Below are 14,259 nucleotides of genomic sequence, written 5' to 3' on the forward strand. Positions count from 1 at the left end.
ATCGCGCGTCACGCGGCGGCGATTGCAACGCGTCGCCCGAACCTGCGACACTGCCGGATCGTTGCCGACCGGCACGCCACCGAGGACGCTCGCGCATGACGATCCCCCTCAAGAAACTGATGCTGCGCGGTGTCGCGCTCGCGCTCGTTGCCGCGATCGGCTACACGGCCTACATGCTGTACCGGCTCGCGCCGATCGCGACCGGCTATGCGGCGAAGGCGCTGTGTTCCGGCGTGTTCGTGTCGGGGCGCCCGGCCGCGTCCGTGATCGACGTCGACATCATGGCCGGCGTCCATCCGCTGCTGAAACTGGTGCGCCCGTCGCTCGATCCCGACCATCATCGCGCGGTGGCGACGTTCGCCGGCTTCGCCGAACGCGAAGCCGACTTCCGGCCCGGGCTCGGCTGCACGCTCGCGGTCGGGTCCCCGACCGGCTCGGCGGCGGCCACCTTGCCCGCCGGGTTGCCGCCCCTCCCCGATCCAGCGCCCGCGCAACCCGATCCGCCCGCACCGGCCACACCGCCCGCCGGCATCGACGCACACCTGTTGCAGACCGCCATCGACCGCGCGTTCGACGAACCCGATCCGGCGCGGCCGCGCCGCACGCGCGCGGTCGTCGTGATGTGGCGCGGCCAGGTGATCGCCGAACGCTATGCGCCCGGCTTCACGGCCGACACGCCGCTGCCCGGCTGGTCGATGACGAAGACCGTCACGGCCGCGCTGGTCGGCACGCTGGTCGCGCAGCACAAGCTGTCGCCGGACGCGTCGGCGCTGCTGCCCGAATGGCGCGGCAGCGGCGATCCGCGCGCGGCCATCACGCTCGACGAGCTGCTGCGGATGACGAGCGGCCTGCAATTCAACGAGGACTACGACGACCCGCTGTCCGACGTCGCGGTGATGCTGTTCACGCAGCCCGATACCGCGCGGTTCGCGTCGGCGAAGCCGCTGGTCGCGACGCCCGGCACGCAATGGTCGTACTCGAGCGGCACGAGCGCGATCGTCGCGTGCGTGATGCGCGAGGCGCTGGGCGGCAACGCCGGCGACTACCTCGCGTTGCCGCGCCGCGCGCTGTTCGCGCCGCTCGGGATGCGCAGCGCGGTGTTCGAGCCCGACGCGTCCGGCACGCTCGTCAGCGCGTCGTACATGTATGCGAGCGCACGCGACTGGGCGCGCTTCGGCCAGCTGCTGCTGCAGGACGGCGTGTGGAACGGGCAGCGGCTGCTGCCGGAAGGGTGGGTGGGCTACCTGACGCGCGCGACGCCGCAATCGTCGCGGCAGGAATTCGGCGCGCAGCTGTGGGTCAAGGTGCCGGAGCCGTTCAACGATCGCGATCCGCACGCACGCGCGATGCCGGCCGACGCGTTTCACGCGGTCGGCCACGAAGGCCAGTTCGTGAGCGTGGTGCCGAGCCGTCAGCTGGTGGTCGTGCGGCTCGGGCTGTCGCGGCCGGAAGCCGCGTGGAATCACGAGGCGTTTCTCGCGCGCGTGCTCGACGCGGTGCCGGCGCCCGGTGCGTGACGACGGGCCGGTGCCCGCCGGATTCGATGAAGCGCCGCCCGCGACGGCGCCGCCGCATCACGCGCGACGGGCGCAGCATTACGGATTCGCGCTGCCGCCGTATTGCTTGAAACCTTCGCGCGTCGCGAGACGTTCGATATAGCGCGACACCGCCGGCAATTCGGGATGCTCGAACGGCGTGCCGAACCAGCGGTTCACCGACAGGCCGATCGGGATATCCGCGAGCGTGAAGGTGTTGCCGGCCACGTACGCGCCGGTCTTGTCGAGTTGCGCATTCAGCACGTGCATGTGCTTCGTCCAGCCCGCGATCGACTGCGCGATGCCGTCCGGATCCTGGTGATCGGGCGATTTGCGCACGAGGCCGAGGAAAGCGCCGACCCACGAGCGGTTCAGATCCGCGCCCTGCCAGTCGATCCACTGGTCGACCCGTGCACGCGCCTGCGGCTCGGCCGGATACAGCGCATCGCCGCCGTAGCGGTTCGCGAGGTAGCGGATGATCGTGTTCGATTCCCAGAGCACGAAGTCGTCATCCTTGATGACGGGCACGAGCGCGTTCGGATTCAGCGCGAGATAGGCCGGATCGTGGGTCGTGCGAAAGCCCGCGCCCCAGTCCTCCTGTTCGAACGGCAGGTTCAGTTCGGTGCACAGCCACAGCACCTTGCGGACGTTGATGGACGGAATCTTGCCGAGGATGCGCAGCATGCAGTCTCCTTGTGAGGTCGGGTGCGGAGCATTCGGGGCGCGCGACACGCGCCGAACGCATTCACGCCGAATTTATACACGACCTCGCGGAAAACGGCAGGCCGCGTGCGCGAAATCGGTGTGCGGCCGATTCGTCAGGTCGCGCAGCGCATGCTCGGCCGTCGGGAAGCGGAACATGAATCCGTCCTGATGCAGCCGTGCGGGCACTACGCGCTGCCCGTCCAGCAGCAGCTCGGCCATCTCGCCCATCGCGGCGCGCAGCGGCGCGGCCGGCACGTGCAGCCACGCGCGGCGGCGCAGCACCTTCGACACGATCTGCACGAACGCGCGCTGGGTCAGCGGCACCGGTGCGACCGCGTTGTAGACGCCGTGCATGCCCGCCTGCGACATCGCGCGCGCCACGATCCGCAGCACGTCGTCGCGGTGAATCCAGCTCAGCACTTGCGCGCCGTCGCCGAATCGGCCGCCCAGCCCGAAGTAATGCGGCAGCAGCATCGGGCGCAACGCGCCGCCCGGGCCGAACACGACGCCCAGCCGCAGCACCACCGCACGCACGCCGTGGCGTGCGAGCGGCGCGGCGGCCGCCTCCCACTGCCGGCACAGCGCCGACATGAAGCCGGTGCCGGCGCCGCTACGCTCGTCGAGCCGTTCGTCGCCCGGCCGCACGCCGTAGTAGCCGATCGCGGACGCCTGGATCCACGTGCGCGGCTTGGCCTCGGCGGTTTCGACCCAGCGCATCAGCGCCTGCGTGACGCCGACGCGGCTGGCGAGCAGCAGCGCCTGCCGGCGCTTGCTCCAGCGTGCACCCAGCACCGGCGCGCCGGCGAGATTGATCACCGTGTCGAAGCGCGCGTGCGGCTGCAACTGTTCGACGGACGTCACGCTGCGCACGCGCCCCTGAAACAGGTAGGCGGCGCGCAGCGGATCGCGCGCCAGCAACGTGACCGTATGTCCTGCGTCGAGCAACTGGTTCACCAGCGTTTCGCCGATGAAGCCGGTTCCGCCGGTGACCAGCACGTTGCCGGGCCGCTGCCCGGCGAACGGGTTGGCGGCCGGCGCGCGCGGCGCGACGCGGCACGCGGCGATCCCGTCGCGCACGCCCGACACCGTCACGCCGACGGCAAACAGGCTGAGCAGCCAGCCGCGCCAGCCGGGATCGATCGGCTGCAGCGCGGTCGGCTCGTGCGCCCACGCGGACAGCTGCATCGCGACCATCCCGAACAACGCGCCGCCGTTGACGGCCAGCAGCGTGTGCAGCACGCGCTCGGTCGCCGGCAGCTTGCGGCTCCGGTCCTCGACGACGAAATCCCACAACGTCAGCCCCACTTCGACGAGCACGACCGCCGCGACGGCCGCGACCCACGCGCCGTGAAACGCGACGTTCGCGATCGATGCGAACACGAGCCCGTACAGCACGGACCGCACCGCATGAATCGCCAGCTCGAGCCGCGCACGCGGGCGGTGCGGCAGGTCCTGCGTGAGTTCGTGGTGATAAAGCGTATCGAATGCGCCCATCGCGCCCTGCACGATCAGCAGGTTGAGCGCCCAGTCGAAAGCCGGCAACGTGTTCATGCGGTATCCCTCCTCCACAGCCAGGCCAGCGGCGGCACCATCGCGACGAGCGCGGCAACGTCGATCGCCACGTGACCCCACACCTGCGCCTGCCACGACAACAGCATGTCCTGCGGCGCCCAGATCAACAGGCCGGCCAGCAACCAGCCCCACGCTTCCCGCTTCCGCAAGCGGTTGCCGAGATGGACGAGCGCGAGCATCCAGACCGCCGCGCACTGCACCGTCGCGGCGATCAGCGACAACCACCACACCTGCTGGACACGCGCGGCCTCGGGTGCGGTTCCCGTCCAGAAATGCCGCTCGATCTCCCGGTGATACGCGTCGAGCCACGATGCGCCGGCAATCCACGGCATCACCACGCCGACGAGCAGGTGAACGAGCGCCGCTGCGTACATCCAGCTCACGACGATACGGCGCGGGGTATCGCGCGGCGGGCGATTCGCTGCTGCACCGTCGGGATCCCGGCCGATGCTGCACGCACCGCCTTCGCTGCAGGCTTGCGAGCGATATCCGAGCCAGTGCGACACGGCATGCCGATTGCGCGCCAGGCGGCGATACAGCAACGCGAACCCGGCACGCATCGCCGGCATGCGAAGCAGCCAGACTCGCCCGCGGCGCCCGACCAGCGCATACGCCGCGAGGATGCTGTCGATGCCGGTCAGCATGCGTCCGTCGGGCAGGCGCGCATGCAGTTCGCGATTCAACGCGGGCAGGTCGACGCCGAGCGGCGCCGGATCGAAACCCGGCCCGGCGATATCGACGAACGCCAGCCGGTGTCGCGTGTCGCGAGCGCCGAGACGCCGGATTTCAGCGACACATCGCGGACATCGTCCGTCGAAGTACAGAACCAATTCACTCGAACCCATGCTTTGCACTCCTTCTCGTTATCGCCAGCATCATGAATCGATCGATGGCCTGCTTTCCCGCATACGCCGCCACACAGCGCGACGGCCACGGACCTACATCGGCTTGACCACCATCAGGAAGTAGACGGTCAGCATCGCGAAAAAGGCCGGATAACCGAGCCGTTCCCAGCGCTTCGCATAGCGCCAGTAGCGCTCCGGCAACGCGGCGTCGCCGTTCGCGTGCGCGAGCTTCGCCATCGATGCGAGTTCGAGCTGCAGCCACACGACCGGCAGCCAGCACGCCCCGGCGACCGCGTACAGCACGATCGACGCGAGCAGCCACGGCGCATGCCACGGCCAGCCGGCCGTGTGCGCGAGCCACAGCCCGGACGCCGGCTGGAAGATCACGGCCGGCGTCGTGAACCACCAGTCCGCGCGCACCACGAGCCGCGACACGGCCGCGATCGCGGGCACCGATCGCGTGCGGTTCGCGAAGAACAGGTAGAACGCGGTGCCGAAGCCCGTACCGACCAGCAGCACCGACGACAGGATGTGAAGCGCCTTGACGACGAGATAGGTATTCATGCGTGTTCTTCTTCTGAAAACAGGATCAACAGGATCGCGAGAATCGGCACGTTCTTCAGCACGGGGCCGAACGGTTCGGCCAGCAGGCCGGGCATCGTGACCGCGATGACCGCCGAATACGCGACGATCAGCGCCGCTTGCGCGGCCCACAGGCGCCGCGACGGCGCGACGACGGTCGCGACGCCGAACGCGAAGTCCAGCGCGCTGGCCGCGTAGAGCGCGATCAGCGCGGGCAGCCCCGTGACGTGCGCGGGCGCCAGCAGCGCGAGGCTCGCGTGCAGTGGATGGATGAATGCGCTGGCGATCGCCGTCCAGATCCACACGATCGCGAGCGCGCCGAGCAGCAACGGGCGTCGCCACATCGCGAGCGCGTCGCGGCGCAGCGTGGCGGCATCCGCGCCGATGAAACTGCCGATGCCGCGCGGCGGCCGGCCCAGCACCGCCGCGGTGGCCGCCGGATCGCCGGTGTTGCCGGCGCGCAGCATCGTCCACGTGTCGCGCGTCAGCATCGCCCCCGGCCACGCGCCGGACAGTGCGGCCACCGCGCCGACCAGCGCGCCGGGCAGCGTCACGCGCGCCGCCGGCGGAAATCCGAGCGCGGCACGGTAGCCGGCCAGCATCTCGCGGTATTCGACTTCGTCGCCGCCGACCACGTCGATCACGCGGCTGCCCGTCGCCGGCGAATCGCCCGCCTGCACGACGAGCCGCGCGACGACTTCGGCAAGATCGTCGACATGCACGGGCCGCAACCGCTGATGGCCGCCCGCCGGCAACCCGTGCACGGGCAGGCTCGCGAGCATCCGGAAAAACCGCGCGGACGCACCGGCCGCCCCGTAGACGAGCGCGGGGCGCACGATGCGGAAGTCGATCGGCAGCGTCTGCAGGAAACGGTCGGCCACGTGCTTGCTCGCGAAGTACCGCGTATCGCCGCGCTCGACGCCGAGCGCCGAAATCTGGATCACGCGCCGCACGCCCGCACGGCAACACGCGGTAAAGAGCGCGCACGGCGCGGCGCGATGCACGGCGTCGAGCGTCGCGCCGCGTCGACCGGCCAACATGCCGACCGCGTTGATCACCACGTCGACGCCGTTCAGCCGCGCGAGCCACGCTTGCGGATCGACGTCCCGCGCGAAGTCGATCGCGACGTCGTACGGGCCGGCGGCGTGACGCACGCCGCGCAGTACGCGATGCCCGCCGGCTTCGAGCTGCGCGCACAGAGCCCGACCGATGAAGCCGTTCGCGCCGCAGACGAACACGGTCATGCCCGGTGCGCCGGTGCGCTCGGGCTGACAGGTCGACGGCAAGGCTGCGTTCATATCCATCCTTTATTTACAGTTATTTCTGTACAGACAGAAATAACAACCCCGAAAAAAGCGGGCTGCGTGCCCGCTCTCCCGTTACCGCTTACTTCGACGGCTTGCGCCTGACCGTCTGGCTGATCTTCGCGCCGATGCCCAGCGCCTTCATCAGCGTATCGGGCTTGAGCCGCAACATCTCGTCCGACCAGGTCGTGAGCGTCTCGACGAACTGCAGCGTGTCGCGAATGCGCTGTTCGGTCTCGCGGCTCTCGTTCGCGATCTCCGGATTCGTCAGGCAATCGCGCAGCACCGTGAGCGTCGGCTCGATCTCGCGCTGCCGCCGCCCTTCGACGATCAGCTTGAACAGTTCCCAGATGTCGGTCGACGTCTCGAAGTGGTCGCGGCGATCGCCGAGCACGTGCACGACCTTCGCGAGCCGCCACGCCTGCAGCTCCTTCAGGCTCGTGCTGACGTTGGAGCGCGCGACGTTGAGCGTCTCGGCGATCTCGTCGGCGGCCACCGGCCTTCCGGCCAGGTAGAGCAGCGCGTGAATCTGCGAGACGGTGCGGTTGACGCCCCACCGCGAGCCCATTTCGCCCCAGTGGAGAATGAATCGTTCGGCAATCGGTGTGAGTTCCATGGTGGGGAATTTAGTTTTTTCAGTTATTTCTGTCAAGAGAGAAATATCCGGGCGGTCCGGCACCTTCCGGCCGCGCCCGCCCGCGATCGGCCGCTTCCTTTACAATGCGCGGGATTTTTCCGATTTCAGGCCGTCCCCGCCTTTCCGATAGATAGACAGAGGTTTCCATGATCATCAAACCGCGCGTGCGTGGCTTCATCTGCGTGACGACTCATCCCGTCGGCTGCGAAGCCAACGTCAAGGAACAGATCGACTACGTGACTTCGCACGGCCCGATCGCCAATGGCCCGAAAAAGGTGCTCGTGATCGGCGCGTCGACCGGCTACGGCCTCGCCGCCCGGATCTCGGCCGCATTCGGCTCGGGCGCGGACACGCTCGGCGTGTTCTTCGAGCGTGCCGGCAGCGAGACGAAGCCGGGCACGGCCGGCTGGTACAACAGCGCCGCGTTCGAGAAATTCGCCACGGAAAAGGGGCTGTATGCGCGCAGCATCAACGGCGACGCGTTCTCCGACAAGGTCAAGCAGGTCACGATCGACACCATCAAGCAGGATCTCGGCAAGGTCGATCTGGTCGTCTACAGCCTCGCGGCGCCGCGCCGCACGCATCCGAAGACGGGCGAAACCATCAGCTCGACGCTCAAGCCGGTCGGCAAGGCCGTCACGTTCCGCGGCCTCGACACCGACAAGGAAGTGATCCGCGAAGTCTCGCTCGAACCGGCGACGCAGGAAGAGATCGACGGCACCGTCGCGGTGATGGGCGGCGAGGACTGGCAGATGTGGATCGACGCGCTGGCCGACGCCGGCGTGCTGGCCGACGGCGCGAAGACCACCGCGTTCACGTACCTCGGCGAGCAGATCACGCACGACATCTACTGGAACGGCTCGATCGGCGAAGCGAAGAAGGATCTCGACAAGAAGGTGCTGTCGATCCGCGACAAGCTGGCCGCGCACGGCGGCGATGCGCGCGTGTCGGTGCTGAAGGCCGTCGTCACGCAGGCCAGCTCGGCGATCCCGATGATGCCGCTGTACCTGTCGCTGCTGTTCAAGGTGATGAAGGAAAAGGGCACGCACGAAGGCTGCATCGAGCAGGTGTATGGGCTCCTGAAGGACAGCCTGTACGGCGCGACGCCGCACGTCGACGAAGAAGGCCGCCTGCGCGCGGACTACAAGGAACTCGATCCGCAAGTGCAGAACCAGGTCGTCGCGATGTGGGACAAGGTCACGAACGAGAACCTGTACGAGATGACGGACTTCGCGGGCTACAAGACCGAGTTCCTGCGCCTGTTCGGCTTCGAGATCGCCGGCGTCGACTACGACGCGGACGTGAACCCGGACGTGAAGATCCCGGGCATCATCGACACGACGGTCTGACGCGTCGACCGCCGCCGCCGCGCTCACCGCGCGGGCGGCGGATGCGCATGACCGGCGCCGTCAACGCGGCGCCGGCTCTTCCAGATAGACGCCCGACGACAACGCGGCCTTCACCTGCCGCGTGAACTCGTCGGTCGACACTTCCTCCGCTCCCGCCTCGATGGCGTCGTACGCCTGGCGCACGACGTCGGCCGGCGTGGCCTTCGGCACGTCGAGGCCGGCCGTCAGGTCGGTATCGATGAAACCGGCGTGCAGCCCGACGACCTGTGTGCGCTGCTCGCGCAGCGAGTGGCGCAGCCCGTTGGTCAACGCCCATGCGGCCGATTTCGATACGCCGTAGCCCGACAGGATCGGCCGGTTCACCCAGCTCGCGACCGACAGGATATTGAGGATCGCGCCGCCGCCGTGGGCCGCCAGGGTTCCCGCAAACGCCCGCGACATCGCGAGCATCCCGAACACGTTGGTTTCGAAGTGATCGCGCAGCGCGTCGGGCGCGCCGTCGTCCGTCAGGCTGCCGAGCCGCGCGATGCCGGCGTTGTTGATCAGCAGCGTGACGTCGCGCGCCGCATCGGCCGCCGCCGCGACCGTCGCCGGATCGGTCACGTCGAGCTTCACGGGCACGACGCCCGGCAGCGTCACGGTGGCCGGGTCGCGCGCCGCCGCATAGACCTTGCGCGCGCCCCTGGCGAGCGCCTGCTTCGCGAATTCGAGCCCCAGCCCGCGGTTCGCGCCCGTCACGAAAACGACTGCACCTTCGATCTTCATGATCGTTCCTTTCGCATGATGAATCGCCTGCACGCCGGCTCGCCGCGCGCATGAGATCCGGTGGAAAACGAGGTTGCCATCGCGTACCGAGCCGCTCGCTGCCGGTTGTGTGCCCGCGACGTTAAAGACGCCGACCGATTGCCCTCCGCGCCCCGGCTTGGCTTTGTGTTGCCCGCCAAGTCGGCTACACTCGAATGTCAATGTCGATCACCATTGTCTTTGCGGTGCATTGTGTTCGCGCTACGCGGGCATGTCAATGGCGATCACCATCGTGTTTTTCAATCGACGCGATCGGCAACAATCAGGGAGAGATCGATGGGCGTATCCAGACAACAGGCCGCCGAGAACCGAAGCGCGATCGTCGCGGCCGCCGAACGGTTGTTCCGCGTGCGCGGCGTCGACGCCGTGGGGCTGACGGAGCTGATGAAGGAAGCCGGCTTCACGCAAGGCGGCTTCTACAACCACTTCAAATCGAAAGACGCGCTGGTCGCCGAAGTGATGGAAAAGGCGATGCACGACCGCGCGGATTCGCCGAATGCCGGCAGCCTCGACGCGCAGGTGGCCGCGTATCTGTCACCCGCGCATCGCGACAACCTCGAGGCCGGCTGCCCGCTGTCCGGCTTCGCGGGCGATGCGCCGCGGCTGACCGAGACGGCGCGCGCCTGCTACGCGCACGGGCTCGCCGCGTATCTCGATCGACTGGAACGGATGGTGGCGACCGACGGCGCCACGCCGGAGCAGACGCGTCGCGACGCGCTGGCGGTCTTCAGCCAGATGGTCGGTGCGCTCGTGCTGTCCCGCGCGATCGCCGGCAGCGATCCCGCGCTGGCCGACGAGATCCTCGACGCGGGGCGGGACGCGCTGACCGGCCGACGCGGCGATCCGGTGACGTCGGCGTAACGGCGCACCCTTCGACGCAGCGCGCTCGCTGCTGCCGCGCTATTCGATCGCCCGCGCAGCATCCCACAGCGGCTGCGCACCGCGCGCCGCATTCCACGCGGCAAACTGCGTGCGCCAAGCCTCGAACGGTTGCGCGAGCGGACGGCGCGGATCGTCGCTGAGCGAATACGCCATCCCTTCGATCAGCCAGCGCGGCTTGGTCACGACGGCCAGGTTGCCGAGCACCTCGGCCTGACGGTGATGGATCAGCTCGTGCGCGAGAAAATAGGTCTGCCAGCCGCGCGGTGCGATCACGATGCCGAAATCGCCGAGCGTCAGCGCCGCGCGCGTGCCGAGGCCGAACGCATCGGCGCACGCGCGCGTCGCGCAGAACACGATGCGCGGTGCGGCGCGGAACCCGCCGACGGCCGCCGCCGCGCGGGCGGCGCCGTCGCGATAGAGCTGCTGCGCGGCGCCGAGCTTCGCGGCATCGTCCGTGCAGATGTCGGCACGCGGGCACGACACGCCGGGAACCAGCGCGGGCGCGACGACGCGCAGCGGCTTGACGAGCGCATACGCGGCAATCGGCAGCGCGACGAGCAGGCCCGTGAGGGCGAAAGCGACATGGGAGCGTTTCATCGAGGCGGCGGTTGCGTGGCGTGTTGTCGGCGTCCTTCTGCGAGAACGCGACTATATCGGACCGGGGCTGCCTCCGGTCCTGCTATTCCTGACGGTTGGCTGCCGGGCAAGAAGCGGCTCCCGACACGCCCGGAACGATGCCGCTCAACATGGCGATTGCCCTTACGCGAGCTGCTTGTGGAAAACCGTCGTCGCGCAGAGCGCGCCGTCGGGCATCAGCGCATAGTTCGGCACGACGCCGACACGCTGCCAGCCGGCCCGCTCGTACAGCCGCTCGGCGTCGCCGCCCGTCACCGTGTCGAGCACGAGCACGGTCTTGCCGGCGTCGCGCGCGGCCGCGTCGGCCGCCGCCATCAAGCGCGCGGCGATGCCCTGCCGGCGCGCGTGCCGCGACACGAGCATCTTCGAGATGTCCGCGCGATGCGGCTGGTTCTCGGGCTGCGCGGTCACGACCTGCACGGTGCCGACGATCCGGCCCGATGCATCCTCGGCGACGAGCAGGATGCGCTCGTCGTTCGCAACGCCGTCGGCCACGCGCGTCCAGAACGCGACCGCGGTCGACCGCGCGATCGGCAACATGAAGCTGACGGACGCGCCGCCTTCGACGCAATCGATCAGCACGTCGGCCAGCGCATCGACGCAGGCCATCGCTTCGCTTGCGCCGACGCGGCGGACGGTAACAGGTTCGGTCATGCCATCTCCGGTAATCAGGTGGGCCGCACGCCCGGGTTCGGCATGGGCCGGAATCGGAACGAACGCCGGCCGGGCGTCGAGGCTCGCGCGACGACGGCAGACGTCCGGCGACGCAGCGCCCGGTCGGCGCGCGTTACCGCCCCATCATCGTACGTGACGAAAATTTTCGCTGCAGCGTTTCCCACATCGCCTACACTTAGCCAAATGGATAACTTTCAACCCGGCATCAGCGACGTCTTTCATGCGCTCGCCGATCCGACGCGCTGCGCGATCGTCAGCGCGCTCGGCCAGGGCGAGCGCACGGTCTCCGCGCTGGCCGCGCCGTTCGACATGGCGCTGCCGTCGTTCATGAAGCACGTTGCCGTACTCGAGCGCAGCGGCCTCGTGGAAACCCGCAAAACCGGCCGCTCGCGCACCTGCACGCTGGTCGGCAGCCGGCTGACCGAGGCCGAGGCGTGGCTCGCCGCGCAACGCGCGCAATGGGAAGCGCGATCCGATCGTCTCGTCGAATTCGTCGAACGCCGTCACCAGGAGGAGCAAGATGTCAGCCAGCCACGTCGAACCCGCTGAAGCCCACGACCTCGTCATCACGCGTACGTTGCGCACGCCGCGCCAGGCGCTGTGGCGCGCATGGACCGACCCCGATCTGCTGAAGGAATGGTGGTGCCCGAAACCGTGGACCACCGAGGTGCGCGCGTTCGACCTGCGGCCGGGCGGCGCCTTCCACACGTTCATGCGCGGCCCCGACGGCGGCACGAGCGACAATCCCGGCTGCTTCCTCGAAATCGTGCCGGAATCGCGCATCGCGTTCACGTCGATGCTCACGGGTGGCTGGCGGCCGCAGGCGCCGTGGATGGGCTTCACGGCGATCATCACGATGGCCGACGACGACGCGGGCAGCCGCTACGAGGCGCGCGTGATGCATCCCGACGCGGCGACGCGCGAGCGCCACGAAGCGCTCGGCTTTTTCGAGGGCTGGAACACCTGCATCACGCAGCTCGACGCCTTCGCCGCGACCCTGCGCTGAACGCCGTCTCGCGTGCGGTCATTGCATGCCGCCGCGCCCGCGCCTAGGATTCCTGAAGGAAGCGTGACGACACGCCGGGCGCCGGCGTGCACCGTCGCGCGCGCTTCGCGGGAGGCCACATGTTGCACACGCACACGCATTCGACCCGGGTCAGCCGGCACCTGAACGCCCCGCGCGGGCGCGTCTACCGCGCGCTGCTCGACCCCCACGCGGTCGAACAGTGGAAAGTGCCCGACGGCATGACCTGCCGCGTGCATGCGTACGATGCGCGCGAAGGCGGCGCGCTGCGCGTGTCGCTGAGCTACGACGCGCCCGCGGCCGGCACCGGCAAGACCACCGCACACACCGACACCTATCACGGCCGCTTCGTCACGCTCGTGCCGGACCAGCAGATCGTCGAGATCGACGTATTCGAAACCGACGACCCGATGCTGCGCGGCGCGATGACGATCACGATCACGCTGTCCGACGAAGCGGGCGGCACGCGGGTGGATGCCGTGCACGACGGCGTCCCGCCCGGTGTGCCGGCCGCCGACAACGAGACCGGCTGGCAGATGGCGCTGGCGCGGCTCGCGGCGCTGGTGGAAGCCGGGTGACGCGGCGTACGCGCGTCAGCCGAGCCGGTACGCGTGCGTGACCGTGCCGCGGAACAGTGCGTCGCGCTCGTCCGCGCCGGCCTGCGCGGTCAGACGCTTGAACGCGTTCCAGCCGTTCACGAACGAATACGACCCCTTGTCGACCGGGAAATTGCTCTCGAACATGCAGCGCCCGGGGCCGAACGCGTCGATGCAGGTCATCATCCACGGTTTCCACGCGTCGGCGAGCTGCGCCGAGGACGGCGGCTTCGCGCCTTTCTCGAAATCGAACCCGTTGATGCGCATCCCGAGGCCGCCGACCTTCACGTACACGTTCGGCAATTGCGCGAGCGTGCGCATCGACGCCGACCAGCGCGCGAACACCTCCTCCCGCTTGTCCGCGTAGCTGGCAATCCGCACGACGCCGCCGCAGTGGTTGACGATGATCCGCGTGTCCGGGTTCGCCTTCGCGAGCTCGAACAATTCGGGTAACTGCGGGAAGAACAGCCACGCGTCGTACGACAGCCCGAGCGGCGCGAGCTGCGCGACGCCGGCCCGGTACGCGGGATCGAGCAGCAGCCCGCGCGGCACCGCCGACAGCGGATTGGCGAGCGTCGGATCGGCATCCCACGTGCTCAGGTGCCGCACGCCGCGAAACCGCCCGCGCCCCGCTTCGAGATGCGCTTCCAGCACGTCGCGCACGCGTTCGCCGAGCCGCAGGTCCGCATGGCCGACGATGCCTTTCGCGACCGCCACGGGGCCGTGCTGCAGCGGCTCGGTCACGCCGGCGACATAGGCCGTCTCGCCGACCGGCTTCAGCTCCGCGGGACCCGAATCGCGATAGCGCGTCTGCGCCTGCATGTAGACGGACGCCTGGATGTTGTGGCCCGAGCGCGCATCCTGCAGATAGTCGTCGAGCAGGTAGATCCAGCCCGGCCGTTCATAGAAGTGATGATGCGCGTCGACGATCGGCAGGTCGGGCTCGAGCGCGGGTTCGAGCGCCGACGCGAGCCAGTCGGGGCGGACCGCGAGGTAGTTGCTTTGCGTCATGCGGGAGGCTCCATCAGGGGCCGGCGTGTCGGCGAACGCGGGCAGCGCGAGCGAGGCGGCGGCCGCGCCGATCAACCGGCGCCGTTTGATCGAAAAGGTCAT

At 69.0% G+C, this 14,259-nt stretch carries 16 protein-coding genes; 6 read left to right on the forward strand and 10 right to left on the reverse strand.

Annotated elements, in window-relative coordinates; all coding sequences use genetic code 11:
- Positions 1 to 95 precede the first annotated feature (95 nt).
- Positions 96 to 1,517, forward strand: coding sequence for a serine hydrolase domain-containing protein (locus tag DTA15_RS04120; RefSeq protein WP_006485765.1), 1,422 nt, complete (start codon positions 96 to 98; stop codon positions 1,515 to 1,517).
- Positions 1,518 to 1,595: 78 nt separating this feature from the next.
- Here the strand turns inward: DTA15_RS04120 and DTA15_RS04125 are convergent, their stop codons facing one another.
- The 6 genes from DTA15_RS04125 to DTA15_RS04150 form a co-directional block, all read right to left on the reverse strand.
- Complete coding sequence (locus DTA15_RS04125) at positions 1,596 to 2,219, reverse strand: glutathione S-transferase family protein (protein ID WP_006485757.1); 624 nt, start codon at positions 2,217 to 2,219, stop codon at positions 1,596 to 1,598.
- Positions 2,220 to 2,291: 72 nt separating this feature from the next.
- Positions 2,292 to 3,791 (reverse strand): TIGR01777 family oxidoreductase, encoded by a 1,500-nt coding sequence (locus DTA15_RS04130; protein WP_006485764.1) that lies wholly within the window; start codon positions 3,789 to 3,791, stop codon positions 2,292 to 2,294.
- Positions 3,788 to 4,657 carry a thiol-disulfide oxidoreductase DCC family protein gene (locus DTA15_RS04135; protein WP_041494538.1) on the reverse strand — a complete coding sequence of 290 codons (870 nt, stop codon included), beginning with the start codon at positions 4,655 to 4,657 and terminating at the stop codon, positions 3,788 to 3,790. Before DTA15_RS04135 ends, DTA15_RS04130 begins: the two co-directional genes overlap by 4 nt.
- 93 nt (positions 4,658 to 4,750) lie before the next feature.
- Complete coding sequence (locus DTA15_RS04140) at positions 4,751 to 5,221, reverse strand: DUF2269 family protein (RefSeq protein ID WP_006485758.1); 471 nt, start codon at positions 5,219 to 5,221, stop codon at positions 4,751 to 4,753.
- Positions 5,218 to 6,537, reverse strand: coding sequence for an SDR family oxidoreductase (locus tag DTA15_RS04145; RefSeq protein WP_006491856.1), 1,320 nt, complete (start codon positions 6,535 to 6,537; stop codon positions 5,218 to 5,220). The genes DTA15_RS04140 and DTA15_RS04145 overlap by 4 nt, the downstream gene beginning before the upstream one ends.
- Before the next feature lie 88 nt (positions 6,538 to 6,625).
- Positions 6,626 to 7,159: a GbsR/MarR family transcriptional regulator gene (locus DTA15_RS04150; protein ID WP_006480371.1), complete on the reverse strand. Its 534-nt coding sequence runs from the start codon at positions 7,157 to 7,159 to the stop codon at positions 6,626 to 6,628.
- Between the two features lie 167 nt (positions 7,160 to 7,326).
- Here DTA15_RS04150 and fabV point away from each other — a divergent pair, with 167 nt between their 5' ends.
- Positions 7,327 to 8,529 carry an enoyl-ACP reductase FabV gene (fabV, locus tag DTA15_RS04155; protein WP_006483953.1) on the forward strand — a complete coding sequence of 401 codons (1,203 nt, stop codon included), beginning with the start codon at positions 7,327 to 7,329 and terminating at the stop codon, positions 8,527 to 8,529.
- A gap of 60 nt (positions 8,530 to 8,589) precedes the next feature.
- Here fabV and DTA15_RS04160 read toward each other — a convergent pair whose 3' ends face one another.
- Entirely contained in the window at positions 8,590 to 9,294 is a 705-nt protein-coding gene (locus DTA15_RS04160) for an SDR family oxidoreductase (RefSeq protein WP_012493598.1), read from the reverse strand.
- A gap of 315 nt (positions 9,295 to 9,609) precedes the next feature.
- Here DTA15_RS04160 and DTA15_RS04165 point away from each other — a divergent pair, with 315 nt between their 5' ends.
- Positions 9,610 to 10,194: a TetR/AcrR family transcriptional regulator gene (locus DTA15_RS04165; RefSeq protein WP_006483950.1), complete on the forward strand. Its 585-nt coding sequence runs from the start codon at positions 9,610 to 9,612 to the stop codon at positions 10,192 to 10,194.
- Between the two features lie 39 nt (positions 10,195 to 10,233).
- On the opposite strand, the gene DTA15_RS04170 is transcribed toward DTA15_RS04165, so the two are convergent.
- Positions 10,234 to 10,812, reverse strand: coding sequence for a hypothetical protein (locus DTA15_RS04170; RefSeq protein WP_006491855.1), 579 nt, complete (start codon positions 10,810 to 10,812; stop codon positions 10,234 to 10,236).
- A 162-nt stretch (positions 10,813 to 10,974) separates the two neighbouring features.
- On the reverse strand, positions 10,975 to 11,505 hold the full coding sequence (locus DTA15_RS04175) for a GNAT family N-acetyltransferase (protein ID WP_006488807.1): 531 nt from the start codon (positions 11,503 to 11,505) through the stop codon (positions 10,975 to 10,977).
- Between the two features lie 204 nt (positions 11,506 to 11,709).
- Between DTA15_RS04175 and DTA15_RS04180 the strand changes: the two genes are divergently transcribed.
- From DTA15_RS04180 to DTA15_RS04190, 3 genes are all read left to right on the forward strand, one after another.
- Positions 11,710 to 12,075: an ArsR/SmtB family transcription factor gene (locus DTA15_RS04180; RefSeq protein WP_006488804.1), complete on the forward strand. Its 366-nt coding sequence runs from the start codon at positions 11,710 to 11,712 to the stop codon at positions 12,073 to 12,075.
- Complete coding sequence (locus DTA15_RS04185; RefSeq protein ID WP_006488809.1) at positions 12,047 to 12,532, forward strand: SRPBCC family protein; 486 nt, start codon at positions 12,047 to 12,049, stop codon at positions 12,530 to 12,532. Before DTA15_RS04180 ends, DTA15_RS04185 begins: the two co-directional genes overlap by 29 nt.
- Positions 12,533 to 12,651: 119 nt before the next feature.
- The gene (locus DTA15_RS04190; RefSeq protein ID WP_006488803.1) at positions 12,652 to 13,128 is read left to right on the forward strand and encodes an SRPBCC family protein; all 477 of its coding nucleotides are present in this window, start codon (positions 12,652 to 12,654) and stop codon (positions 13,126 to 13,128) included.
- Between the two features lie 15 nt (positions 13,129 to 13,143).
- On the opposite strand, the gene DTA15_RS04195 is transcribed toward DTA15_RS04190, so the two are convergent.
- On the reverse strand, positions 13,144 to 14,259 hold the full coding sequence (locus tag DTA15_RS04195; RefSeq protein ID WP_006488802.1) for an amidohydrolase family protein: 1,116 nt from the start codon (positions 14,257 to 14,259) through the stop codon (positions 13,144 to 13,146).

It is taken from the genome of Burkholderia cenocepacia (assembly GCF_900446215.1).
GTDB classification, from domain to species: domain Bacteria; phylum Pseudomonadota; class Gammaproteobacteria; order Burkholderiales; family Burkholderiaceae; genus Burkholderia; species Burkholderia cenocepacia.

Bases quoted from the DNA above. Each gene is read 5' to 3' on its own strand.
- DTA15_RS04175 (WP_006488807.1), bottom strand. From the start codon at position 11,505: ATGACCGAACCTGTTACCGTCCGCCGCGTCGGCGCAAGCGAAGCGATG.
- DTA15_RS04135 (WP_041494538.1), bottom strand. From the start codon at position 4,657: ATGGGTTCGAGTGAATTGGTTCTGTACTTCGACGGACGATGTCCGCGA.
- DTA15_RS04150 (WP_006480371.1), bottom strand. From the start codon at position 7,159: ATGGAACTCACACCGATTGCCGAACGATTCATTCTCCACTGGGGCGAA.
- DTA15_RS04170 (WP_006491855.1), bottom strand. From the start codon at position 10,812: ATGAAACGCTCCCATGTCGCTTTCGCCCTCACGGGCCTGCTCGTCGCG.
- DTA15_RS04195 (WP_006488802.1), bottom strand. From the start codon at position 14,259: ATGACCTTTTCGATCAAACGGCGCCGGTTGATCGGCGCGGCCGCCGCC.
- DTA15_RS04160 (WP_012493598.1), bottom strand. From the start codon at position 9,294: ATGAAGATCGAAGGTGCAGTCGTTTTCGTGACGGGCGCGAACCGCGGG.
- DTA15_RS04190 (WP_006488803.1), top strand. From the start codon at position 12,652: ATGTTGCACACGCACACGCATTCGACCCGGGTCAGCCGGCACCTGAAC.
- fabV (WP_006483953.1), top strand. From the start codon at position 7,327: ATGATCATCAAACCGCGCGTGCGTGGCTTCATCTGCGTGACGACTCAT.
- DTA15_RS04165 (WP_006483950.1), top strand. From the start codon at position 9,610: ATGGGCGTATCCAGACAACAGGCCGCCGAGAACCGAAGCGCGATCGTC.
- DTA15_RS04125 (WP_006485757.1), bottom strand. From the start codon at position 2,219: ATGCTGCGCATCCTCGGCAAGATTCCGTCCATCAACGTCCGCAAGGTG.
- DTA15_RS04120 (WP_006485765.1), top strand. From the start codon at position 96: ATGACGATCCCCCTCAAGAAACTGATGCTGCGCGGTGTCGCGCTCGCG.
- DTA15_RS04185 (WP_006488809.1), top strand. From the start codon at position 12,047: ATGTCAGCCAGCCACGTCGAACCCGCTGAAGCCCACGACCTCGTCATC.
- DTA15_RS04180 (WP_006488804.1), top strand. From the start codon at position 11,710: ATGGATAACTTTCAACCCGGCATCAGCGACGTCTTTCATGCGCTCGCC.
- DTA15_RS04145 (WP_006491856.1), bottom strand. From the start codon at position 6,537: ATGAACGCAGCCTTGCCGTCGACCTGTCAGCCCGAGCGCACCGGCGCA.
- DTA15_RS04140 (WP_006485758.1), bottom strand. From the start codon at position 5,221: ATGAATACCTATCTCGTCGTCAAGGCGCTTCACATCCTGTCGTCGGTG.
- DTA15_RS04130 (WP_006485764.1), bottom strand. From the start codon at position 3,791: ATGAACACGTTGCCGGCTTTCGACTGGGCGCTCAACCTGCTGATCGTG.